Raw genomic sequence first — 22,480 nt, forward strand, 5'->3', positions numbered from 1 at the left:
CTGAACGAGCGGACCACCAGCTCCATCCCACCTCTCCCTCCTCTTCCTCCCCTCAAGTCTCTCTCGCAGGAGATCCCCGAACATGACGAGTTCTCTCCGAATCGCGGGTGTGGCGACGGCGGTGCTGTCGATCGCCGCGCTCAATGCGTGTCACCACAACCCTCCGGCGTCAGTGCCGGCGCCGGTGACTCAGGCCTCAGGACCCAACGCCGACAGCATTCGTAGAGCACAGGAGGACGCCGCGCGTCGCGCCGCCGAGGATGCCGCGCGCCGCCGCGCCGCCGATAGTGCCGCGGCCGCGGAAGCCGCTCGGCGGGCAGCCGCGGCTCGCGGCTCCTTGGCCGCGGCCCTGACCGCAATGGTTCACTTCGACTACGATCAGGCCGAGCTTCGCGCCGAGGACCGATCGATTTTGGATGCGAAGGTGCCGATCCTGCAGGCGAATTCCGGCGTGACGATCCAGGTTGCGGGCCACACGGATGAGCGGGGTTCCGATGAGTACAACCTCGCGCTCGGGCAGCGTCGCGCCGCCGCCGTGAAGGCGTACCTCGTTCAACACGGGGTCGCCGACTCGCGCATTTCCACGGTGAGCTACGGCGAGGAGCATCCAATCGCGCAGGGAGCCGACGAATCGGCCTGGGCACAGAATCGTCGCGCGGAGTTCGCGATCACGGCCGGCGCCAACAATCTGCGTTCCCCCTGATGCGCCTACATCCGTCGCTTCGAATAATCGCTCCCGTCGCCGCGTTTGCGGCGACGGGCTGTCTCGCCACGCAAGGCAGCATTCAGACGCTCCAGGAAGAGATTCGTGCGTCGCGCTCCACGCTCAGTCAAAGCGATAGCGCGATCCTGCGCGCCGAAGACGCGCGCCGTCGTGAGATCGCCGCGCTCGCCGCGACCGTCGAGCGACTGAATGATTCCGTGAAGGTGCTGTCGACCAAGCTCGCGCAGTTCCAAGCGAACGCGGCCGGACAGTTCGATGCGATGGGCCAGCAGGTCATCAAGATCCAGGCGATCCTGGGTCAGAACACACGCGATCTCCAGGAGGCGCGGACGCAGCTCCGCGCAGTCGCCGAGCAAGGCGGCACGGGCGGAGGCGGCGGCGGGGCCAGTGCGCCGGCGCCGGCACCGACTCCCGGTTCGAACCCCGATACGACGCAGCGTGCTCCGAACGGCATGCCTGGTCCCGCGACGATGTTCACATCCGCGATCGAGGAATACCGCAAGGGCAACTATCGAACGGCGCGCTCGGGCTTCGAGGACCTGATTAAGAATTACCCCGATTTTGACCAGAACGCGCACGCGCAGCTCTACATTGGAGATGCGTTCAAGGCCGAGGGGAACACGGCGGCCGCGGATTCAGTATACCAGCTCGTCGAGACGAGATACGCGAACAGCCCGGACGTAGCCGGCGCACTATGGCGACGCGGTAAGATGCTATGGGACGCCAACAAGAAGGGTGAAGCGCGGATCGTTCTCAACCGGCTGATCACCAAGTATCCTCAATCAGACGAAGCCGCCCTCGCCAAGGATCTCCTGAGCCCGAGCGAGTAGGCTAGACGCCAAGCCTCGAGCCGGGATGCCGATTCCGAAGTCCAACAATGGTGAGATGCCGTTCCTCGACCACCTCGAGGAACTGCGGTGGCGAATCATCTATTCGCTGCTGGCGCTCGCCGTCTCCGCCGGGCTCGGGTTCTGGCTGGCGTATCAGTACGACGCGATCGGATTGCTCGCTCGTCCGATCCTGCCGCTGATTCCCGAGCACAAGCTCGCAATGCTCCATCCGAGCGACGGCTTCACGATCATCCTCGACACGGCGATGACGTTCGGCTTCGTGCTCGCGTCGCCGGTCATTCTGTATCAGGTCTGGGCCTTCCTCGCGCCCGCCCTCAAGCCGCACGAAAAGCGCGTCGGACTCGGCGTGTTGTTCAGCGGCTTGGTGCTGTTCGCCTCGGGCGCGGCGCTGGCGTATTTCGTCGTCGTCCCGCTCGCGCTGCCCTGGCTTTTCAGCTTCGCCGGGCCGTCGCTGGTGCCGCTGATCACGGCGGAAGATTATTTCAGCTTCATCTTTGCGATGGTGCTGACCTTTGGCGTGAGCTTCGAGCTGCCGATTGTCATCCTGGCGCTCGCCGCGCTCGGGATCGTCACGCCCGCCTTCCTCACGAAGTACCGGCGACACGCGATCGTCCTCATCGTCATCGTCGGCGCATTCCTCACGCCAGGCGACATGGTTTGGACGACGATCGCGCTCTCGGTGCCGCTGTACGGCCTCTATGAACTGAGTGTGCTCGCGGCGTACATGATCCATCGCCGCAAGATGCGCCGCCGCGAAATGATGGACGCTCCTCCGCAAGGCGGATTGCCCGCGTGATGCGGGAGGCGCTTGCCGGCGCGATTCTCATCGCGTCGGCCGCCGGCTCGCTTCATGCCCAGATCATCCCGCGGCTCCCAGGCGGCCGCGGTGCGCAGCCCGCGCCGCGCGACACGATCAAGGACACCACTCGAATCAGGTTTGCGACGCCCGACAGCGTCGGCCAGCGCTTGCTGCAGATGCCGGGCTTCACCGTCACGCGATATCAGGGCGACACGGCGGTGTTCAACGCGCAAAACCACGCGCTCGACCTGCTCGCCGGCCCACCGATCAAGCAGCTGGGCGATACGAGCAAGAAACCCGGCAAGAGACGGCTCGCGGCCGTCGATCGCGACCAGCAGATCATCCAGAGCGACAGCGGCATCTACTACACCGAGTCGAACCACAGAGTGGTGTCGGGCGGCGCGTACATCGTCGTGCCGCCGCCCAAGAGCAACCAGGCGGACATCGTCGGCCATGGTCGGCTCGACTACAACCTGACGCAGCGCACGGCGCGCATCACCAACGCGCGTCTGCCGGTGAACAACGGCGAGATGTGGTACATGGACATCGCGCTCGCCGAGGTGATGCAGGATACGTCGGGGAAGGGAGTGACGGTGTGGGGAAAGGGCGCCATCGCCACCAGCTGCCCGGACTCGATTCCCGATTACCACTTCGAGCTCGGCGAGACAAAACGGACGTCGGACAATACGATCGCGGGCCGTCCGGCGGTGCTCTACATCAAGGACGTGCCCGTTCTCTGGCTGCCGTTTTTCTTCAGCGACACGAAGGGCGGGCGACACAGCGGCATCATCACGCCGCAGTTCGGGCTCGGCGACATCGTGCGAAACAGCTCGACGTACCGGCGGCACGTGGACCACGCGGGATACTACTGGGCGGCGAGCGACTACATGGATTTCGCGACGTGGCTCGACTGGCGGAGCTCCGCCGGCTCGACCCAAGGCGATCCCGGGTGGCTCAGGCTCAACACCGACATGAACTACCGCTGGCTCGACCGATTCCTCAACGGTCGCGTCGGCGTCGCGTACACGACGCAGCGCGACGGTTCGACGAACACGGCGGTCAGCTGGAATCACCAACAAGAGTTCTCGAAAGACAGCCACGTCCAGGCCAACCTGAACTTCGTCACGAGCACGGCACTCCAGCGGCAGAACACCTTCAACCCGTACACCGCGCTCGCCACGATCGCTTCCGCGCTCGCCTACCAGACGAAGTTTGGTCCCGCATCGGTCACCGTCGGCGGAACGCGCACGCAGTATCCCGGCCGCCAGCAGATCGATCAAACCGTTCCGACGGTCACCCTCACGTCGACGCCGATCACGCTCGGCGATTTCTTCAGCTGGACCCCGGGGTTCAGCTACTCGCAGCACGACGTGTTGAAGATCGACCAACCGGGCATCGGAGCGTTCGTCTTCACGACGAACCCCGTGACGGGCCTGCGCGACAGCTCACTCTCGAAGGATCGCAGCTCGCGCGACGAGACCATGACCATCGGGGCGCCGATTCAGATCTTCGGCTGGTCGCTCAACAATTCGGTCAACATCCACTACACGCGCCAGAATTTCCCGCAGCTGTTCTCGATCTACGACGTCGAAACGGGGCAAGTCACCGCGACGCGCATCTTCGCCAACACGTACCAGAGCCAGGTGGACTGGAATCCGGATTTCAGACTGCCGTCGATCTGGCAGAACAAGCTCAACATCACGCCGTCGATCAGCCTGCAGAACGCCGATCCCGGGCCGTACTGGGTCGCGTCCGAACGGACGAACGGCGTCTACGTGAGTCAGACGAAACGAATCACGGCCGGTCTGAGCGCGGCACCCACGCTCTTCGGATTGTTCCGCGGCTTCGGGCCGTTCCAGCGAATCCGCCATTCGATCACTCCGACCATCGGCTGGACGTACGGCCCGAAGGCCGACGTGAGCGACGAATACCTCGCCGCGCTCGGACGAACGCGGGCGAACTCGTTCGTCAACCTGCCGTTGAACAACGTGAACTTCGGCCTCACGCAGCTCTTCCAGGCCAAGCTGCGTTCACGGAACGATTCCAACCCCGACGGCGGGACGAAGATCGACTTGCTGGCCATCTCCATGACGCCCCTCAGCTACGATTTTTCGCGCGCGCAAGAAGCGGATCATCGCGGTCTGAAGAACTGGAGAACGTCGGGATTCACGACGGACACCTGGGGCTACTCGCTCCGCTCCGACCTGCTCCCCGGCTTCGACTTCTCCAGCCAATACTCGCTCTTCCTCGGCAGCACGCTGAGTGACACGGCGGAGTTCAAGCCGTACCTCACGTCGATCTCGGCATCGTTCACGTTGAGCCGCGACCAGAACCCGCTGCAGACGTTCCGCAAGTTGTTCGGCGCGCCGCCGCCGACGGATTCGGCGAAAAAAGCCGCCGCGCTCGACGATGCCTCCAGAATACGGGCGGAAAACGCCGCGGCGCAGCCGGTCGCCGGCACGGTGCGCGGGCCGGAGCGCTTTCTCAACCAGACATCCGGTTGGCGCGCGCGATTCGACCTCACGCGTTCGAGCCCACGTCCGCCGAAGCCCGGCTCGACCAACGTCATCAACTTCGATCCGCAGGCGCAGTGCGCGCAGATCGCGGGTTCGAATCCTCTGTTGTTCGATGCGTGCGTCAACGCGAAACGCTTGCAGCCGACGACCGAGCAGCCGGTGACGTCGCTGACGGCGGGCGGCCCCGCGTACATCATCCCGCCGACGACCAACATCACGTCCGACATCGGGTTCAACCTGACGCCGCATTGGGGCGCGCACTGGACGACCAGCTACGATCTCGAGCACCACGCGTTCGCCAGCCAGAACGTGCAATTGCAGCGCGACCTGCACGACTGGGAAGCCCTCTTCGGCTACACGCAGTCGCCGAACGGCAACTTCGCCTTCACGTTCACCATCCGGCTGAAGGCGGACCCCGACATCAAGGTCGACTACAACCGCGCGACGGTGCGGTCAGGCGTGTTCTGATCGACGCGCGCGAATCGAGGCGCGCGCAATCCGCAATCCCTTGAATTGTCCCTAGGGGGCTTCGACCTTTCGCGCCATGACGCACGAGGTCGTCATCGACGGGAATTCCCTCACGGTCGAACAGGTGTCGGCCGTCGCGAGCGATCGCGCGCGCGTGACGATCGCACCCCGCGCCCGCCAGCGCGCGGCGACGACTCGCGGCGTGGTGGATCGCCTCGTCGCGAGCGGTGCGGTGGCGTACGGCGTGACAACGGGATTCGGCAAGCTGTCCGAGGTCGCGATCCCGGCGGATCGACTCGCCGAGCTCCAGGTGAATCTCGTACGCAGCCACGCGGCGGGCGTCGGCGATCTGCTCCCCGAGCGCGAAGTGCGGGCGATGATGCTCCTCCGCGCGAACGTGATCGCCAAGGGCTATTCTGGCGCGCGCATCGAGCTGGCGGAGCTGCTCGCCGGTATGCTGAACGCGGGGCTGTATCCGCCGGTGCCGGAGCAGGGCAGCGTGGGCGCGAGCGGTGACCTCGCTCCGCTCGCCCATCTGGCCCTGTCGCTGATCGGCGAAGGCCAACTGCGCCGCTCGACCGGAACGGGGGCGAGGGCGGGGGCGGGCGGTTTGCTCGATTCCGTGGGCGGCCCCGCCGACGGGATGCTCCGCTCGTCAGGGCTGGCGCCGATCACCCTCGCCAGCAAAGAAGGGCTCACGCTGATCAACGGCACGCAGGCGCATACGTCCATCGGCGCGCTGGCGCTCGTCGACGCGAGGCGCTTGTGGCGCGTCGCGCACATCGCGGGGGCGATGTCGCTCGAGGCGCTGCTCGGAACACCCGTCGCGTTCGACGAGCGGATTCAGACGGCGCGCGGCCAGGTGGGCCAGTCGGTCTCGGCGGCGTACCTTCGCGTGTTGCTCGCCGAGAGCGAGATTCGCGAGTCGCACCGCTACAACGACCCGCGCGTGCAGGACGCCTACGCGCTGCGCTGTATGCCGCAGGTTCACGGGCCCGTGCTCGACGCGATCGAGTTCGCGGCCGGCGTCATCGGCCGGGAGTTGAACGCGGCGACGGACAATCCGCTCGTGTTCGACACCGGCGATCTGCTCAGCGGCGGCAATTTTCACGGGCAGTCCGTCGCAATGGCGCTCGACTTTTTGGCGATCGCCTTGACCAACCTGGCGACGATCGCCGAGCGCCGCATCGACCGCCTCGTGAATCCCGACCTGAACCAGGGGCTGCCGCCGTTTCTCACGCCCGACGCCGGCGTCAATTCCGGTTTCATGATGGCGCAGGTCACCGCGGCGGCGATCGCGAGCGAATGCAAGGTGCTGTCGCACCCGGCGAGCGTCGATACCATCCCGACCGACGGCAACAAGGAGGACGTCGTGCCGATGGCGATGGCGGCGGCGTGGAAACTGCGGCGTGTCGTGCGGAACGTACGCTACGTGCTGGCGGTCGAGCTCATGTGCGCGGCGCAGGGGATCGATTGTCGAAAACCATTAAAACCGGGGCGCGGCGTGGTGCGCGCGCATGAGGCGGTAAGACAGCTCGTCGCGCCGCTCGAGCGAGACCGTCCGCTTTCCGCGGACATCGAACGGTTGGCGCTGGCGATCGCCAACGACGAAATCCCCGGGCCTCCGCCTCCTTCTCCATCGAACGTTCGGACGTGACATGACGGCCACAATTCACGAAACGCAGGCGGAGAAGGGGCACACGGCGCGCGAGGTCCACGCGCCGCGCGGTTCCACGCTCTCGTGCAAGGGATGGCAGCAGGAGGCGGCGCTCCGCATGCTGATGAACAACCTCGACCCCGAGGTGGCTGAGCGGCCGGACGATCTCGTCGTGTACGGCGGCACGGGCAGAGCGGCTCGCAGTTGGGAAGCGTTCGACGCGATCGTCGCCGCGCTGCGAAAACTCGAGAGCGACGAGACGCTGCTCGTGCAGAGCGGCAAACCCGTCGGTGTGTTTCGCACGCACACGACCGCGCCCCGCGTTCTCATCGCCAACTCGAACCTCGTCGGCCGCTGGGCGAATTGGGAATACTTCCGCGAGCTCGAGCGCGCCGGGCTGATCATGTACGGCCAGATGACGGCCGGTTCGTGGATCTACATCGGATCGCAGGGGATCCTGCAGGGGACGTTCGAGACGTTCGGCGCCGTGGCGCGAACACATTTTGGCGGCTCGCTCGCCGGGCGCTTCGTGCTCACGGCGGGACTCGGCGGCATGGGCGGCGCGCAGCCGCTCGCCGCGACGATGAACGGCGCGGCGATCCTGGGCATCGACGTCGACGAGTCGCGTATCGACAAGCGTCTCGAAACCGGATACTGCGACCGCAAGACCGCCGACCTCGACGAGGCCCTGAAGTGGATTGGCGAGGCGGCCGACGAGAAGCGCGGCCTGTCGGTTGGTCTCGTCGGCAACGCGGCGGAGATCTTGCCCGAGCTGGTGCGGCGCGGCGTGACGCCCGACGTCCTCACCGACCAGACGAGCGCGCACGACACGCTCAACGGCTACGTCCCATCGGGACTCTCGCTCGCCGCGGCGGCGGAGCTGCGCCGTTCGGATCGGGCGGGATACGTTGCGCGCGCGAACGCATCGATCGTCGAGCACGTGCGCGCGATGTTGGCGATGAAGAAACGCGGCGCCATCGCGTTCGACTACGGCAACAACATCCGCACGGTGGCGCTCGACAACGGCGTCGCGGACGCGTTCGACATTCCGGGATTCGTGCCGGAATACGTGCGACCGCTGTTCTGCGAAGGGAAAGGGCCATTCCGCTGGGTAGCGCTGTCGGGAGATCCGCGCGACCTCGCGAGAACGGACGAGCTGGTGCTGGAGCTGTTCCCGCGCGACGAGCACTTGAAGCGCTGGATCACGCTGGCGCGTGAGCGCGTCCACTTTCAGGGGCTGCCGGCGCGCATCTGCTGGCTCGGTCAGGGAGAGCGGGCGCGGTTCGGCGTGGCGCTCAACGACCTCGTCGCCAAGGGCGAGATTTCGGCGCCGATCGTGATCGGCCGCGACCATCTCGACACCGGCAGCGTCGCGTCGCCGTTCCGCGAGACGGAGGCGATGCGCGACGGCAGTGACGCGATCGCGGATTGGCCGATCTTGAATGCGTTGCTCAACACGGCCAGCGGCGCGTCGTGGGTCTCGTTCCATCACGGCGGCGGCGTTGGAATCGGCAACTCGCTCCACGCCGGCCAGGTGATCGTCGCCGACGGAACGCCCGAGATGCGTGTTCGCCTCGAGCGCGTGCTCACCAACGATCCCGGCATCGGCGTGGCACGCCACGCGGACGCCGGCTACGAGATCGCGGTGCGCACCGCCGCGGAGCAGGGGATTCGTTTGCCGATGCGCGGCTGAGCGCGTTCTCGAGAACGCACGGGTGCTGTCCGCGCGCTTTCGGCCCTGGCACGTCGCGCTCTTCCTCGGGAAGTACGCGTGGCTCACCGCGCGCCGGCGCCCCATTCTCGTGCATTTCGAGGTCACGCTGCGGTGCAACGCGCGGTGCTCGTTCTGCGACTACTGGACGACCGACCCCTCGGCGCGTGCGTCGGAGTTGAAGAGCTACGCCGACGCGGCGCGGTTCTTCAATCCGATGCTCGTCACGTTCACGGGCGGCGAGCCCACGCTTCGGCGCGACCTCGAGGATTTGGTCGCCGGCGTCGCCGGCGCGATCTCGCTCAAATACATCACGCTCATCACGCACGGCGCGATGCTCACGATCGACCGCGCCCAATCGCTCTGGGACGCGGGAGTGAACCAATTCAACATTTCGCTCGACTACCTCGACGAGCGGCACGACCAAGCCCGCGGCATTCCCGGACTCACCGCGCGCATTCTGTCCACCGTCCCGGCGATGCGAGAGCGTGGGATCGACGGTATCCGGTTCAACACGGTCATCAAGAAGGACAATCTCGATCAGATCCTGCCGATCGTCGCTCGCGCGCAGGAGCTCGGCGCCGGTGTGAACTTCAGCGTCTACACCGACGCGAAGAACGGAAACACCCAATATCTCATCGGCGATCAGGAAATGGCGCAGGCCGACGAGGTCGTGCGCGAGTTGCTGGCGTTCAAGCGCCGCCGGCGCGGCGTCATTACGAACTCCGACTACTACCTCGAGCAGATTCCTCGCTACTTGCGCGGCGAGATGCGCGAGCCGTGTCGATCTGGGATACGAACGATTCACATCGATCCGGCCGGCCAGGTGAAACGCTGCCCGGATTTTCCGACCGACTTTCACTGGCGCGATTTCCGGAACTACAAGCCGGTCGACTGCAACGCGTGTTATTACGCGTGCCGCGGTGAAGCGCAGGCCCCGCTCCGCCTGTCCCGCATTCGAGACGTGATGGCATGAACGAGACGTCCGCCGCCGCCCGCGAAACGCTGATCTTCGCGAACGCCGCGCAGGTCGTCACCTGCCGCGGCCCTGCTCGCGCGCGGCGCGGCCCCGAGATGTCCGACGCCGCGATTCGCACCGAGGTCGCCGTCGCCGTCGAGGGAGACCGCATCGCCGCGGTCGAGCGGCTCGCCGACCTCCGGGCGCGGTTCCCACGCGCTCGAGAGATCGATTGCCGCGGAGGCGTTCTGATGCCGGGTCTGGTCGATTCACACACACACGGCGTGTTCGGCAGGCCGCGCTACGACGAGCCCGAGATGCGCGCCGCAGGACTGGACTACATGGAGATCGCGCGGCGGGGTGGGGGGATCCATTCGTCGGTGCGCGACCTTCGGGCGCGCTCGGAGGACGAGCTCTTCGACCTCGCCAACAAGCGCCTGCGTCGTCTCATGGCGCACGGCACGACGACGATCGAAGTGAAGTCGGGCTACGGGCTCACGCTCGAGGACGAGCTCAAAACGCTGCGCGTGATCGGGCGGCTTCGGAGCGAACTGCCCGCCCGCATCGTGCCGACGTTCCTCGGCGCGCACGAGATCCCGCTCGATCATCGCGGGTCGGCCGCGGACCGGCGGCGCTATGTGGATATTCTCATTCGTGAAATGATACCCGTTGTGTCGCGCGAAGGCCTCGCGCGATTTGCCGACGTCTTTTGCGAAACGGGGGTCTACACCGTCGACGAGAGCCGCGAAATCCTGTTGGCGGCGCGGAACGCGGGCCTTTTGGTGAAGCTGCACGCTGACGAGCTGACGTCGTCCGGCGGAGCGGAGCTGGCGGCGGAGCTTGGGGCGGTCTCCGCCGACCATCTGGCGGCCATCTCGGACGCCGGGATCGACGCCCTGTCGCGGGGGCCAACCGTCGCTACTCTGTTGCCGGGGACGATGCTGTTCTTGGGCAAAACCAAACACGCCCCAGCGCGCCGGCTCATGGAAAAGGGAATCCCTATTGCGCTCGCAACTGATTATAACCCAGGCACTTCGCCCACTTCGAACCTACCGCTCGTGCTGACCCTCGGGGTCAGCCAGCTCAAGATGAGCGTGGCCGAGGTGACCCTGGCGGCGACGATAAATGGGGCCGCGGCTCTGTCCATGGCGGACCAAATCGGACAGGTCGAGCCGGGCTATCTCGCTGACCTGGCATTGTTTGACGTTCCTGACCTTCGAGCCGTCCCATATTGGTATGGCGACAACTTTTGCTCCGCCACCTTCGTGGGGGGCAAACCTTGTCATTCAAGCACTTAGCCCGCTCTACCCGGCAAATCAGGGGTTGGGCGGTGACCCCCAACAACGCCCTCGTCTGAACCCCACTGGCTGATGTCCCAAGTCGCAAAGCTGAAGAAACAAGCCGCGGAGTTCGAGGCCAAGAAGCAGTTCGACAAGGCCATCGGCGTCTACATCAAGCTTCTCGAAGGCTACGACTCGTATCCCGCCGAGCTGGACATCGGCCTCTTCAATCGGGTCGGCGATCTACTGATTCGGCAGGGCAACGTCGCTGACGCCGTCGACTGGTACGAGCGGGGCATCGACAAGTACGCGGACACCGGCTTCTTCAACAACGCGATTGCGCTCTGCAACAAAGTCCTTCGCCACTCGCCCGGGCGCGCGTCGATCTACTACAAGCTCGGCCGCATCAGTGCCAAAAAGGGCTTCACCAACGAAGCCCGCACGAACTTCCTCGAATACGCCGACCGGATGCAGAAATCCGGAAAGGTCGACGAGGCGTTTCGCGCGCTCGGTGAGTTCGCCGATCTCTGTCCCGACCAAGACGAAATTCGATTGACGCTCGCCGAGCAGCTCATGCGGGCGGGACGCAAGGACGACGCGATCGAGCAGTTGCAGGTGCTGCACGAACGCCTCGACAGTGAAGGACGCGGCCACGACGCGCGCGCCGTCGTCGATCGCATGCGCGCCATCGATCCGACGGTCGAACCCCGGAAGAGCCAATCGCACGGCAATCACAAGAGCTCGGAGTTGATCTACATCGACGTCGACGAGCCGACGTTCAGTCCGTCGATGCCGGGCGGTCTTCCGCTCGTGCCGCCTCCGCAGCCGCCGCTGGCGCCACCGCCGTCGAGCGCTCCGACGCCGGCGCGTCCCACCTCGGCCGAGCTGTCCGGTTTTCGAAGAACCCCGTCGATTCCCGACGAGAGCGCGTCGTCGATCGACCGATTCGCGCCGCCGCCCGAAATCGCGTCGCCTGTGATCGGCACGCCATCGGTCGCGCCGTCCGACAAGCCGCCTCTCACGCTGTCGAGCGCGATCGATCCGGACATCTACAGCGTCGAGGAAGCGTCGGCGATCTTCGGCGGAACGGTCGAGGGCTTCACCAGCACGCAGTTGGACGCGCCGGTCCCGGGGCCGTTGGACGGGTTGGGCACCGCTCGCGTGATTCCACAAGAGGCGCTTCCCGGCGCGCAGGGGGAACAAGTTCAAGCGGAGGAGCCACGCGAAGCAGTCGCCGAGGCCGGTCACGCAACTGGCGACGAGCTTCCCGAGGCGCTTCGCGACGACGCGAGCGACGAGATTGACACTGGGACCGAGCGGGCTGCGCGCGCGAGTGGCGCTCGCGCCGTTCATGACGTGGATCCCGAAGCGGAGCTGAGAGCTCTCATCGAAGAAGAACGGCGAGAGCGGGCCTCGACCCCCGTCGCGGCGATCGACATCATCGAAGGTCCGCCGCCGGAGCCGCTCGACGGCTCGATGGACGACCTCCTTGGCGACGTCGTCATGCCCGCGAGTCCCGCGCCGGCGAGAGCGTCGACCGGAACGTCGATTCCATCGCCGGTGTTGTCGCCGGCTCTGTCGGTCCCCGTCGAACCGTCGTCCGTCGCCGAGCCGTCGCTCGAGCAAGGCGAGCTGCCGACCGCCGACGCCGCCGCCGAGAAATTCCCGAGTGATCTCGCACGGGCGTCGCGCCCGGCGAAGTCGATCGAAGAGCCAGCCGCGGCTCGCGCGTCCGGGACGAAGGCTCGGACACCCATCGACGCAGCCGGAAGTCTCGAGCGAAACCCGGCTCCTCCGCGCAATGCGCCGCCGGCGATTCCGGGAATCCTGCTCGCCGACGCCCTCGAGGCGAGCTCGCTCCCCGACGAGGCTCGCGACGGACAGCGGGCGCCGATCGACGAGGGAATCGACGAGCCGATCGCGTTCGCCACGCCGTCGCAGGCGCGCCGCTCGACAGCCGTCGCCGCCAAGTCCGTCGAATCGCTCAGCGCCGCGGTCCAGGCGGCGCCCGACGATTGGGTGCTGCAGAGGGACTTGGGCGAGGCCATGCTCGACGCAGGCGATCGAGAAGGTGGCATTCGACAACTCGAATACGCGATGGGGGGCGCCGAACACGCGGGCAAGCTGGACCTCGCGTCGTCGGTCGCCGAAGAGATCGCGCGCATCGACCCCGAGGCCGTGAAGCACCAGCAGAAGCGCGTCGAATATGCGTTCCGCACGAACGACCGGGCGCGACTCGTCGAGGCGTACCTCGGACTCGCCAACGTCTTGTTGCGCTCGGAGCAGGTCGAGAAGGCCCGCACGATTTACCAGCGAGTGCTCGACCTCGCGCCCGACGAGCCGCGCGCGCGGCTCGCGATCGGCTCGATCACGCCGTCGACCCCGCGCGTGGCCACGAGCGGCTACACGCCGATCGCGGCGGCGGCGGTGCGCCGAAGCGGCGCGATTCCAATGCCGAGGCGTTCGGGCGGGGCGGCGGTGCGTCCTCCCTCCGGTTCGTACATCAACCTCGGCGACGAGTTGCGAGTCGACGACGTTCCCCGCGACACACGGATGGTCGTTCCGGAGGAGGAGCCCACCGGCGACGAGCAGGCGGACTTCGCCGACATGCTGCGCAAGTTCAAGGCGGGGATCGCCCGAAACGTCGCGCCCGAGGATCATCAGAGCCACTACGACCTCGCCATTGCGTACAAGGAGATGGGATTGGTCGACGAGGCAATCGCCGAATTTCAAAAGGCGCTCGCCGGGCCCACGAACCGGCTACCGACGTACGAAGCGCTTGGCCAATGTTTCCTCGAGAAGGAGCAATTCAAGCTCGCGTCGTCGATTCTCAGTCGCGCGCTGAACGAACGTGCCAGCGAGGACCAGTTGGTAGGTATCTTGTATCTGCTCGGGCGCGCCGCCGAGCTGCAAGGCAAGGCGGACGAGGCGCTGGCCTACTATCAACGCGTATTCGTCGTGGACATTCAGTTCCGGGACATCGTCGATCGAATGAGCGAAGTCGAGCAAACGCTTCGATGAGCGGCGCGGCCGCCCGCATGCGAACGCCGGTCACCGGCGCGCTGCGAGACATCCAAGCCCCGGTCCGACAGGGCCTCGACGACGTCGTCGCCGAGATGCAGCGAATCGTCACCGAAAACTTGCCGATCATCCGCGAAGTGAGCGCGCATCTCTTGCAGATGCGCGGCAAGATGTTTCGCCCGACGCTGGCGCTGCTCTCCAGCGCCGCCGCCGGCACCCCCGAGTCTCGCGGAACGGTGTTGGCGGCGGTCGTGGAGCTGATGCATCTCGCGACGCTCGTGCACGACGACTCCGTCGATCACTCCGTGCTGCGCCGCGGATTGCCGACCGTGAACTCGATGTTCAGCCACCAGGTGTCGGTGATCATGGGCGACTTCCTCTATTCGCGCGCGCTCACGGCGCTCGTCGCGATGGGGGATCTCGAGATTCTGCGAATCGTCACCAACATCGCGAACGAGCTGACGATCGGCGAAATGCGCCAGTTGGCCGCCGTGGAGACGTTGTCCTTCGGCGAAGACGACTACTACATGCTGATCCGCGCCAAGACCGCGTCGCTGATCGCTGGCGCCTGCGAGAGCGGCGCGTTGTGCGGCGCGGCCGAGTTTCGCGAGCCCCTCGCCCATTTTGGCGATCGGTTGGGTATGGCCTTCCAGATCGCCGACGACATTCTCGATTACACCGAGGACGAGTCGGTGACCGGCAAGCCCGGCGGGCTCGACCTGCGCGAGCACAAAGTCACGCTTCCCCTGATCGCGGCCCTCCCGCGCCTCAACGCCGTGGAGCGGGAGCGGGTGGAGGCCCTTTTTCGGACCGAAAGCCCGGCTGACGGGCTCGTTTTCGATACGATCGCCATTGTCGAAAAGGCCGGCGGGATCGAATATGCGAGGCGCCAGGGCGAGCGGTTTGCGCGGGAAGCCGAGGCGGCCCTCCGCGGTCTACCACCGAGTCCGGTCCGGTCCGCCCTGACCGACTCGATCGCCTACGTCATGGAGCGACGGTCCTAGATGGCACAGCGCGGACAACGTGGATCATCCAAGCACCGACCGGGGTTTCACGCCCTGGTGCTGGCCCTGGGGTTCGTCGCCGGCGGCGCGATGCAGCAGGCAGCCCGCATCCTATTCCCGGCGGGAGCCGCCAAAGAATTCTTGACGGCCGGCGTCACGGCGTCGGTTGGGCCCCTTCCGGTCGACTTAGTGCTAATCAAGTTTGCGTTGGGGCCTGTCGCCATCGATGTTTCACTATTGAGCCTCGTGGGCGTGTTGTTGGCCTACCTCATTGCGCGGTCGCTCTTCTAGGAGACGGTATGAATTTCGGGAACATTGGGTTCATGGAGTTGATGGTCATTCTGGTCATCGTGCTCGTGTTGTTCGGCGCGCGTCGTGTGCCGGAGATCGGGGCGTCGATCGGGAAGGGCATCCGCGAGTTCAAGCGGAACATCAACGAGGCGGACCAGCAAATCCGCGAGCCGATTCGCGACGCATTGAACGACGCTCGCTCGAACGATCGCTTGGCCCAGGGAGAAACGAACACGCGTCAGCGCGAGGCCGAAGAAGTGGCGCGCCCCGAACCCAAGCGGTTGATGTAGTGGCCGACCGCGCCGCGTGAGCGGTGACGGGCGTCTCAAGTCGCGGCGGCCCTCGCCGAGACTCAACAACATGAGCATACGAAGGCCAGCGCCGGGGCGACGTGAGTCGTCCTGGCGCGTGTTGCGATTGGCGTCCGCGTGTTCCGCTGTCGTGTGCGGGGCCGCTGTCGCGTGCTTCGGCCCGACCGACCCCGGGAAACTGGGCGTGCCTGTGGTCGGAAGTTGGAACTACGTGGCGACGCAGGGCGCGCCCTCCGCCGCTCAGCTCAGCGGATCACTGGCGTTCAGCGGGCAAAGCGGCTCCCAAATCAGCGGCACGCTCGACGTCGTTGAAATTGGTGCCGGAGGCTTGCAGCGGAGACTGGCCGGGCCAGTCTCCGGCCGCACCGTCGATTCGACGACGCTTGATTTCGACCTGCTCCTCGGCGACGTCGCAAGGCGGCACGTCGGTCAGGTTCGCGGCGATTCGCTCACCGGGACCTGGATAGAGACGCCGCTCGACGGCGGGCTCCCGTCTGCGAGCGGCACGTTCCGCGCGTCGAGACTGCGATAGACTCTCGACCGAAGAACGAGTTGTGCGTGACGCGGGCACCACTGCGCCGGGCACGGCCACTGGCCGCGACAAGTCAGGGTGCCGCGATCACGCCATTCGACAGCACCCACCGGCGGAGTCGCGGCAGCAGGTTTTGCCGATCGCTCGAACTCACGGTTCACGACGACGAGCCGTCGGAGCCGCGATTGCGGCTATATGTGAATGCGCTGCGCGAAAGCCAGCGAGACGAGGGCGAGCGCCGCCAACACGATGGTGAGCTTGTTGAGCTTCATGTTAGAAGAGTTGGAACAGGCCGTTACAGGGAAAACTTCCTCGGAAGATCCGCCGATCGGCCGACCGAGAGGCAACCGACGCGCCACGTCGCTTCCAGCCCCGGTTGGGCGGACCTAACTCGTTGCCACGCGCGCACTCGGCGTCTCGACACGAGAATCCGGCGTGTAACGTGATTTTACATTTCTAGTTTGTAAGATTCTCCTGTTTCGTCGCGGAAAGCCGCGAGAATGGCGGCTCTGCTCGACACCTCGCGCCGCGGCGAGCGCGCAAGAGAACAATCTGTTGCCGAAAAAAAGAGACCGCGATCACATATCGCGGTCTCTTCACGAGATCGTCGTGGCCCCAACGGGCCATACCGACTGGCTAGGCCTGCTGGCGACGCATGGCCGAGTTGATCTCCTTCCGGTGATCCTCGATCTTCGCCGCCTTTCGCAGATCGGCCATGAACATCTGAATTCGTTGTTGGCGAAGCTGGTTGAGGCGCAGGTCGCGCTGTGCGGCCTTCTGCTTCTCCCAGGCGGCGCTGTCGGCGACGACGCGCTTGTCGACGCGGAGCACATACGCGGCCTCGCTCGTCTTGACCGGCTGGCTGACGGCGCCAACCGGAAGCGCGAACGCGGCGCCGACGGCCTGCGTGAACTGACCGAGCCCCGGAACCATCGAGCCGCGCGAGAACATCGTCGTCTGGTCGACCTTCTTGCCCGCTTCCTTGGCCGCCGCGTCGAGCGACGACGCGGCCGCGGCGGACGCCAGCTTTTGCGCTTCCGGCATGAGTTTGTCGATCGCGGCTTCCTTCGCGAGGATCGAGCGAATGTCCTCCCTCACACTGTCGAAGTTTCCTTCGCCCCCGGAACGCAACGTGTCGAGCCGGGCGAGATAGTAGCCGCGGTCATCGTCGAACAAATCGCTGGTCTCGCCGACGCGCGCACCGCCGAAGGCCCACGCGCTTACGCTCGGCACAACCTGGCCGGCGAGGGCGGCGGGCTGGTCCTCGAACGCCGTGAGATGCAGGACCGGCAGCCCGAGATGTTTCGCCGCGGCATCGAGCTTGGTGCCGTCTTCGTTCGCGGCGGCGAGTCGAGACAGCGTGTCGGCCATGCGGTCGACGCGCGCCGAGGCGGAATCGCTTGCCTGAATCGGGACGAGAATGTGGTGCAGGGAAAGCGTGTCGCCCTTGCGGCTGTCGAGGCGGATGATGTGATAGCCGAAAGGCGAGAGCACGGGCGCCGAGATCTCACCGGGTTTCAGCGCGTCGGCGGCCTTCGAGAACTCGGCGACGTATGCCGTCTTCGGCGCCGCGCCGAGATCGCCGCCTTTGACGCCGGAAAGCGTGTCCGCGGATTCGCGCTTGGCGACGTCCTCGAACTTGGCGCCTTTGACGATCTCGTCGCGCAGCGATTGCGCCTTCGCCTTGGCGGCGGCGCTGTCCGCCGCCGTGACCGTGCGGGGAATCATTACGAGTGACAGGTACGCGCGTCCTACGCCCGCAAACTCGTCCTTGTGGTTGTTGAAGTAGGTGCGGATATCCGCGTCCGAGACGGACTTCTTGGCGGCGGCATCGACCGTCGGCGTGAACGTGACGTAGCTCACCTGTGCGCTGTCGTGTTGATCACGCCAGGCGCGCCATAGCTCCGCGTCCGAGACGTAAATGCCGGCCGACACCTGCTCCAGCAGCTTGTCCTTCGGGATTTCAGACCTGTAGTAGCTCTCGAGCTGGACGAGCAGGCCGCTGTTCTTCGCTTCGGCGGTCGAGAGGAAGCGCTGATATTTGTCCGCGTCGAACTTGCCCTCGGTCTGGAGCTCCGGCGCGCTCGTGATCCAGGGGGGCGGGGCGTAGCGCGCGAACTCGCGGATCTCGTCGTCCGTGACGACGATGCCGCGCTTCCGGTACTGCTCGTCGAGCAGCTCTTCGGTGACCATCTGGTCGTACACGTTGTTCTCGATGCGGCGCGTGTCGTCCTGAGTCAGCGACTTGCCGGCGCGACTCTGTTCGGTCTGAATCTCTTGCTGGACTCGGAGCTGAAAATCCCGATACGAGATTTCGTGGCCGTTGACCTTCGCGACCGCAGTGCTCGCGGTCACAGGTGTGCGGCCCATGAGGCCAGACGTCTGGTAGAGCAGGAAGCCGCCGACGAAGACGAGGGCCACGATGACCCAGATGTACTTCGCCAGGCTTCGCATTTGTGTTAGCACAGAACCAACTCCCGAACGCGAAAAGGGAACGAAAACCGTTGGTGGAACGAGCCTGAGAACATACGGACCGACGCGGGCTAAAATCAAGTGAGAATGTGACTTCTGATTGACTCCCGGCGTCCGGCTTATGTATTATGCGCTTCCAAACCTCCTCGGGCTTCGGCCCTCAGCCGCGCGCGTAAAAGCGAACGCAGTCCATGGCCAATTCAGCCCGCATCGACGAGCTCAGAAAAAAGTTCGACGAGAATCCCCGCCGGTACTTTGCGCCGTTGGCCAACGAGTACCGGAAATCGGGCGATCTCCCGCAAGCGGTGTTCATTCTCGAGGAATACCTGCCTCAGCAGCCGGGGCACATCAGCGGCCACATCGTTTACGGTCAGACGTTATTTGAGCTCGGCCGCGATGAAGAGGCGAAACGGGTCTTCGAAACCGCGCTCTCCTTAGACCCCGAAAACCTCATCGCGTTGCGCCACCTCGGCCACATCTCGCGCCAAGCGGGTGACTTCGACGCGGCGCGTTCGTGGTACCAACGATTGCTCGAGGCCGATCCACGCGACGCCGAAATCGAACAGCTTCTCGGATCGCTGGACGCCGCGGCACAGGCCCAGGCCGCGGAGTTGTCGCCGCCGTCGCAGTCCGCTCCGCTTTCGCCGCCGCCCTCGGGGCCGGAGGTCGACGATTCTCCGTTGACGGTAGAGCACCTCGTTCAGCAGGACGCGCCGGGCGCGCCGCCACGGGCGGAGACCCATCCTCTCGGCCCGCCCCCGCTGCCGACGCATGGACCGGCGGAATCCGGTGCGGAGGCAGCGGCTCCGGAGCCACCGCCGCTTCCAGTAGCCGAGGCCACCTCCGCGAGCGAAGAGGCTGAAGAACATCCGGAACCTGTCGAGGTCACCGAGGAACTTCTCGATCTCGACGACTTTTCGTTCGGCTCGCTCGCTGGCGCTTCCGCGCCGCCGGCCGACGAGGCAGGGCCGTCTCCGGCGTCGACCGACCACCACGAGGAAGCCGCGGAGCCAGAGCCCGTCGCGGCGTCCGACGCCGGCTGGAGTGAACCTCGACACTCGTCGGAGCCGACGGTCGAGGCGAGCAGTGACGCAAGCGACGTCGACGACGCCTCGTCGGCGGACCAGGCGGCGGGCGGGTTCGTTCCGTTTTCCGATCTTGCGCCGCCGGTCGTCGACGCGAGCACCGCCAACGTCGACGGTTTGGAGACCTACGCGTTCGAGTCGCCCGAGGATCCGATTGCCGAGAGTGAGAACGTCGGGTCGTTCTACTTGGACTCGCCGGACTTACCCGCGGCAGAGACGGAGACCGTTCCCCACGCCGAGGGCTTCGAGAGCGCGGAGATGGAGTTCGAGTCGGAGGCGAGCGGCGCCGCCGATGGTGAAGCTCACCACGAAACGACCGAAGGCGCCGGTGGGCGCGAGTATGTCGACGCGATCGAGGCGCACGAAGACAAGGCCGCCGTCGAGGCGCATCAACCAACGCCGTTGTCATCGACGCCGGTGGGCGAGGCGCCGGCATCGCCGACACCAGTGGTGTCGGCCGAACCGATTGCCCCGCCGACTTCAGTGCATCCCACGCCGGTCGCGGCAAGCGGTATCTCGGATGCCCACGCGGAAATCGCAGCGGGCGACGCCGAGAGCGACGCCTTCGCTACCGAGACGATGGCCAAGCTCTATCTGAGCCAGGGGCATCTCGAGTCGGCGCTCGGCATCTATCGCACGCTGTCGGCCAGACGTCCCGACGACGAATCGCTCCGTCGCCAGACCGACGAAATCGAGGAGCGCGTCCAGCGTCGGCGGCGCGAGCCGACTCCCGCAACGCCGATCGAGACCGCGCCGAAGGATTCCGCGTCGGTCGATAACGGTCGCGACGACGACGACTTCGCGGACATGACGCCGAAGGCCGGCGTGCCGACGATCCGCGACTTCCTGCTGGGCATCATTCGCCGCACGCCGCCGGCCGTTTCTGGAAACGAGGTGAGCCCGCCGTCGCCGGCAGGTGGGACGATCGACGCGCTCTTCGACTCGGGCAGTGAGCTCGACGACGATCTCCTCGCCGCCGACACGCTCGCCCAGGCGTTCGCGCCGGAGCCCGCGCCCGAGCCGCTTCAAGGCAGGCCGGCGCGACAGGCGGCGAACGAGCTGTCACTCGATCGAGTGTTCCGCCAGCCGACTCCGGCGCACGCCGGCGAGGCCTCCGGTTTCTCGTTCGATCAGTTTTTTGCGGGAGAACGATCAGAGGAGTCGCGCGGGGAAGCTCCCGAAAGGTCTGGCGACGACGACGACATCGAGCAATTCAATGCGTGGCTCAACGGGCTGAAAAAGTCGTGAGAATCGCCGTCGTCAACGGCCCGAACCTGAATTTGCTCGGGACGCGCGAACCGGCGTTGTACGGCCACGAGACGCTCGACGACGTCGAGCGTTCTTTGCGGGCGGTAGCAAGGGAGATCGGTGTCGAGCTGCAGTTCGCTCAGCATAACGGCGAGGGAGAGCTGATCGACGCGATTCAGGCGCTGCGCGGCAGCGTCGACGGCGTCGTCATCAACGCCGGCGCGTACACGCACTCGAGCCTGGCGATTCGCGATGCGCTGTCGGCCATCGCGGTTCCGTTCGTCGAGGTCCACGTGTCGAACGTTTACGCGCGCGAGCCCGAGCGTCATCGCTCCATGCTCGCCGGCGCGGCCGTGGGCAGCGTCGTCGGGTTGGGCGCCTACGGCTACGAGCTCGCGCTCCGCGGACTCACGCGCAAGGTTGCCGCTCGTGTCTGACCTTCGCCCCACGCGGCTTGCCGCGCTCGTCGACGCGATCACGGCGGCCCATCTGGATGGGCTGCTGATCACGAGCCTGCCGAACATCCGGTACCTCACGGGATTCTCCGGATCGAGCGCGCTGTTGTTCGTCACGCCGCGCGACACCCTGTTCGTGACCGATTTTCGCTATCAGACGCAGGTGGTCGACGAGATCGGCGACCTCGCTCGCGTCGTCATCGAGCCGCAGAGTCTCTGGTCCGGACTCTGGCAGCAGCTCGCACAACTCGGCTCCCTGGAAGTCGCGGGATTCGAGTCGACGCATCTGGTGCATCGAGATTTTCAGCGTTTGCTCGAGGACAACGGCGGCGCGCGCTGGCAATGGCGGCCGACGGTGGACATCGTCGAGACGCTGCGCGAGCGAAAGGATCCGAGCGAGCTCGCCTTGATCGAAACGGCGAACGGAATCGCGACGCGCGCGCTCGAGCGGACGTTGCCGCAGCTTCGCGCGGGCATGACGGAGCTTCAGGTCGCGGGCGTGCTCGAGAAGGCGTTGCGCGACGAGGGCAGCGAAGGTTTTCCGTTCGAGTCGATCGTTGCCTCCGGTCCGCGTTCGGCGCTGCCGCACGCGCGGTCGACGGCGCGGCATGTCGACGACGGCGACTTCCTTTTGCTCGATTTCGGCGCCGAGACCGGCGGCTATTGCTCGGACATCACGCGCACGTTCGTGATGGGACGAGCGGCGGCGGAGCAGCGGGAGGTTTACGAAATTGTACGCGTCGCCAACGAGAGCGCCGCGCAGGGCGTTCGGGCCGGAATGTCGGGGCGGGATGCCGATGCCATCGCGCGCGAGTACATTCAGCGGCGCGGATTTGGCGAGCTGTTCGGACACAGTCTCGGACACGGGTTGGGCCTCGAGGTGCACGAGGCGCCGCGGCTCGCGAAGACGGCAGACGGTGCGTTGGCGGAAGGCGCGGTAGTGACGATCGAGCCGGGCATCTACCGTCCGGGATGGGGTGGAGTTCGGATCGAGGATGACGTGGTCCTGGCGGCTGGGGGGCCGCGGGTCCTCACGCGGTTCACGCACGAGCTGATCGAGCTCGGGTGACTCGGACACGTCGTCCGGCGCGACACTT

At 66.0% G+C, this 22,480-nt stretch carries 17 protein-coding genes; 16 read left to right on the forward strand and 1 reads right to left on the reverse strand.

Translation table 11 applies throughout. The annotated features are described in order from the left end of the window. Nucleotides 1–82 precede the first annotated feature (82 nt). The 13 genes from pal (at nt 83) to VGQ44_21460 (ending at nt 16,123) form a co-directional block, all read left to right on the forward strand. Nucleotides 83–703 carry a peptidoglycan-associated lipoprotein Pal gene (pal, locus tag VGQ44_21400; protein ID HEV8449395.1) on the forward strand — a complete coding sequence of 207 codons (621 nt, stop codon included), beginning with the start codon at nt 83–85 and terminating at the stop codon, nt 701–703. Then, a complete protein-coding gene (locus VGQ44_21405) occupies nt 703–1,554 on the forward strand; it encodes a tetratricopeptide repeat protein (GenBank protein ID HEV8449396.1) in 852 nt (283 codons plus the stop codon). Before pal ends, VGQ44_21405 begins: the two co-directional genes overlap by 1 nt. Nucleotides 1,555–1,579: 25 nt before the next feature. Next, nucleotides 1,580–2,371 (forward strand): twin-arginine translocase subunit TatC, encoded by a 792-nt coding sequence (gene tatC, locus VGQ44_21410; protein ID HEV8449397.1) that lies wholly within the window; start codon nt 1,580–1,582, stop codon nt 2,369–2,371. After that, nucleotides 2,371–5,358 carry a putative LPS assembly protein LptD gene (locus VGQ44_21415; protein HEV8449398.1) on the forward strand — a complete coding sequence of 996 codons (2,988 nt, stop codon included), beginning with the start codon at nt 2,371–2,373 and terminating at the stop codon, nt 5,356–5,358. Before tatC ends, VGQ44_21415 begins: the two co-directional genes overlap by 1 nt. A 76-nt stretch (nt 5,359–5,434) precedes the next feature. Beyond that, complete coding sequence (gene hutH, locus VGQ44_21420) at nt 5,435–7,015, forward strand: histidine ammonia-lyase (GenBank protein ID HEV8449399.1); 1,581 nt, start codon at nt 5,435–5,437, stop codon at nt 7,013–7,015. Nucleotide 7,016: 1 nt separating this feature from the next. Further along, nucleotides 7,017–8,708, forward strand: coding sequence for a urocanate hydratase (hutU, locus tag VGQ44_21425; GenBank protein ID HEV8449400.1), 1,692 nt, complete (start codon nt 7,017–7,019; stop codon nt 8,706–8,708). 22 nt (nt 8,709–8,730) lie between these two features. Next, on the forward strand, nt 8,731–9,702 hold the full coding sequence (locus VGQ44_21430; GenBank protein ID HEV8449401.1) for a radical SAM protein: 972 nt from the start codon (nt 8,731–8,733) through the stop codon (nt 9,700–9,702). Further along, entirely contained in the window at nt 9,699–10,982 is a 1,284-nt protein-coding gene (gene hutI, locus VGQ44_21435; protein HEV8449402.1) for an imidazolonepropionase, read from the forward strand. Before VGQ44_21430 ends, hutI begins: the two co-directional genes overlap by 4 nt. A 72-nt stretch (nt 10,983–11,054) precedes the next feature. Beyond that, complete coding sequence (locus VGQ44_21440; protein ID HEV8449403.1) at nt 11,055–13,985, forward strand: tetratricopeptide repeat protein; 2,931 nt, start codon at nt 11,055–11,057, stop codon at nt 13,983–13,985. Continuing rightward, a complete protein-coding gene (locus VGQ44_21445; protein HEV8449404.1) occupies nt 13,982–14,989 on the forward strand; it encodes a polyprenyl synthetase family protein in 1,008 nt (335 codons plus the stop codon). Before VGQ44_21440 ends, VGQ44_21445 begins: the two co-directional genes overlap by 4 nt. After that, nucleotides 14,990–15,280, forward strand: a complete 291-nt coding sequence (locus VGQ44_21450) for a DUF4321 domain-containing protein (protein HEV8449405.1) — start codon at nt 14,990–14,992, stop codon at nt 15,278–15,280. It abuts the gene before it with no gap. 8 nt (nt 15,281–15,288) lie between these two features. Beyond that, on the forward strand, nt 15,289–15,570 hold the full coding sequence (locus tag VGQ44_21455; GenBank protein HEV8449406.1) for a twin-arginine translocase TatA/TatE family subunit: 282 nt from the start codon (nt 15,289–15,291) through the stop codon (nt 15,568–15,570). Between the two features lie 205 nt (nt 15,571–15,775). Continuing rightward, nucleotides 15,776–16,123, forward strand: a complete 348-nt coding sequence (locus tag VGQ44_21460) for a hypothetical protein (GenBank protein ID HEV8449407.1) — start codon at nt 15,776–15,778, stop codon at nt 16,121–16,123. A 636-nt stretch (nt 16,124–16,759) separates the two neighbouring features. Here VGQ44_21460 and VGQ44_21465 read toward each other — a convergent pair. Then, nucleotides 16,760–18,577: a peptidyl-prolyl cis-trans isomerase gene (locus tag VGQ44_21465; GenBank protein ID HEV8449408.1), complete on the reverse strand. Its 1,818-nt coding sequence runs from the start codon at nt 18,575–18,577 to the stop codon at nt 16,760–16,762. 209 nt (nt 18,578–18,786) lie between these two features. Here VGQ44_21465 and VGQ44_21470 point away from each other — a divergent pair, with 209 nt between their 5' ends. The 3 genes from VGQ44_21470 to VGQ44_21480 are packed head-to-tail and all read left to right on the forward strand — an operon-like array spanning nt 18,787 to nt 22,452. Further along, entirely contained in the window at nt 18,787–20,928 is a 2,142-nt protein-coding gene (locus VGQ44_21470; GenBank protein HEV8449409.1) for a tetratricopeptide repeat protein, read from the forward strand. Then, entirely contained in the window at nt 20,925–21,365 is a 441-nt protein-coding gene (gene aroQ, locus VGQ44_21475) for a type II 3-dehydroquinate dehydratase (GenBank protein HEV8449410.1), read from the forward strand. Before VGQ44_21470 ends, aroQ begins: the two co-directional genes overlap by 4 nt. Beyond that, entirely contained in the window at nt 21,358–22,452 is a 1,095-nt protein-coding gene (locus VGQ44_21480) for an aminopeptidase P family protein (protein ID HEV8449411.1), read from the forward strand. Before aroQ ends, VGQ44_21480 begins: the two co-directional genes overlap by 8 nt. Nucleotides 22,453–22,480: the final 28 nt, after the last annotated feature.

The organism is Gemmatimonadaceae bacterium, from assembly GCA_036003045.1.
GTDB lineage: Bacteria > Gemmatimonadota > Gemmatimonadetes > Gemmatimonadales > Gemmatimonadaceae > JAQBQB01.

Excerpts from the sequence above, each read along its gene's own strand:
- pal (HEV8449395.1), top strand. The coding sequence starts at position 83 with ATGACGAGTTCTCTCCGAATCGCGGGTGTGGCGACGGCGGTGCTGTCG.
- VGQ44_21405 (HEV8449396.1), top strand. The coding sequence starts at position 703 with ATGCGCCTACATCCGTCGCTTCGAATAATCGCTCCCGTCGCCGCGTTT.
- tatC (HEV8449397.1), top strand. The coding sequence starts at position 1,580 with ATGCCGATTCCGAAGTCCAACAATGGTGAGATGCCGTTCCTCGACCAC.
- VGQ44_21415 (HEV8449398.1), top strand. The coding sequence starts at position 2,371 with ATGCGGGAGGCGCTTGCCGGCGCGATTCTCATCGCGTCGGCCGCCGGC.
- hutH (HEV8449399.1), top strand. The coding sequence starts at position 5,435 with ATGACGCACGAGGTCGTCATCGACGGGAATTCCCTCACGGTCGAACAG.
- hutU (HEV8449400.1), top strand. The coding sequence starts at position 7,017 with ATGACGGCCACAATTCACGAAACGCAGGCGGAGAAGGGGCACACGGCG.
- hutI (HEV8449402.1), top strand. The coding sequence starts at position 9,699 with ATGAACGAGACGTCCGCCGCCGCCCGCGAAACGCTGATCTTCGCGAAC.
- VGQ44_21440 (HEV8449403.1), top strand. The coding sequence starts at position 11,055 with ATGTCCCAAGTCGCAAAGCTGAAGAAACAAGCCGCGGAGTTCGAGGCC.
- VGQ44_21445 (HEV8449404.1), top strand. The coding sequence starts at position 13,982 with ATGAGCGGCGCGGCCGCCCGCATGCGAACGCCGGTCACCGGCGCGCTG.
- VGQ44_21450 (HEV8449405.1), top strand. The coding sequence starts at position 14,990 with ATGGCACAGCGCGGACAACGTGGATCATCCAAGCACCGACCGGGGTTT.
- VGQ44_21455 (HEV8449406.1), top strand. The coding sequence starts at position 15,289 with ATGAATTTCGGGAACATTGGGTTCATGGAGTTGATGGTCATTCTGGTC.
- VGQ44_21465 (HEV8449408.1), bottom strand. The coding sequence starts at position 18,577 with ATGCGAAGCCTGGCGAAGTACATCTGGGTCATCGTGGCCCTCGTCTTC.
- VGQ44_21470 (HEV8449409.1), top strand. The coding sequence starts at position 18,787 with ATGGCCAATTCAGCCCGCATCGACGAGCTCAGAAAAAAGTTCGACGAG.